Genomic DNA, 905 nt, shown 5'->3' on the forward strand with positions numbered 1-905 from the left:
AGCGGGAGCAAGCTCCCTCGCCACGGGGGGTCCGTTCAGCACCGCACCACTGCATGCTCCGGGCGGCGCCCGACGAAGGCGCGAGCTGTGTTACTTGTCCTGGAACTCCGCCGCGCGCTTGGCCACGAACGCGGCCATGCCTTCTTTCTGGTCCTGCGTGGCGAACGCGGCGTGGAATACCCGGCGTTCGAAGCGCACGCCTTCGGACAAGCTGACTTCGAAGGCGCGGTTAACGCTTTCCTTGATCATCATGCTGATGGGCACGGATTTGGCAGCAATCAATGCCGCCGTCTTCAAGGCTTCGTCCAGCAGTTCATCAGCCGGCACGATGCGCGCGACGATGCCGCAACGCTCGGCTTCCACCGCATCGATGAAGCGCCCGGTCAGGCACATTTCCATGGCCTTGGCCTTGCCCACCGCACGGGTCAGGCGCTGGGTGCCGCCCATGCCCGGCAGCACGCCGAGATTGACTTCCGGCTGGCCGAACTTGGCGTTGTCACCGGCCAGGATGAAATCGCACATCAACGCCAATTCACACCCGCCGCCCAAGGCAAAACCATTCACAGCCGCGATGATCGGCTTGCGGCGGTTGGCGACGCGGTCGCTGTCGCTGAACAAATCATCCAGATAGATTTGCGGGTAGGTCAGCTCGGCCATTTCCTTGATGTCGGCGCCGGCGGCGAAGGCTTTTTTCGAGCCGGTCAGCACGATGCAACCGATCTTCGGGTCCGCTTCCAGATTGTCCAACGCCTGGTTCAGCTCACTCACAATCTGCGCGTTAAGGGCATTCAGCGCCTGGGGACGGTTAAGCGTGATCAGGCCGACGCGGTCCTTGATCTCCAATAAAATCGTTTCGTAACTCATAGATGACTCCTGTTAAGCGCTGAATTTTGGCTCGATGCCCT

General features: G+C 61.1%; 1 protein-coding gene. It reads right to left on the bottom strand.

From position 1 onward, the window contains the following. Positions 1 to 90 precede the first annotated feature (90 nt). Positions 91 to 864 (bottom strand): enoyl-CoA hydratase, encoded by a 774-nt coding sequence (locus OC610_RS28125; protein WP_264432909.1) that lies wholly within the window; start codon positions 862 to 864, stop codon positions 91 to 93. Positions 865 to 905: the final 41 nt, after the last annotated feature.

Origin of the sequence: Pseudomonas agronomica, assembly GCF_025917275.1 — a bacterium.
GTDB classification, from domain to species: Bacteria; Pseudomonadota; Gammaproteobacteria; order Pseudomonadales; family Pseudomonadaceae; genus Aquipseudomonas; species Aquipseudomonas agronomica.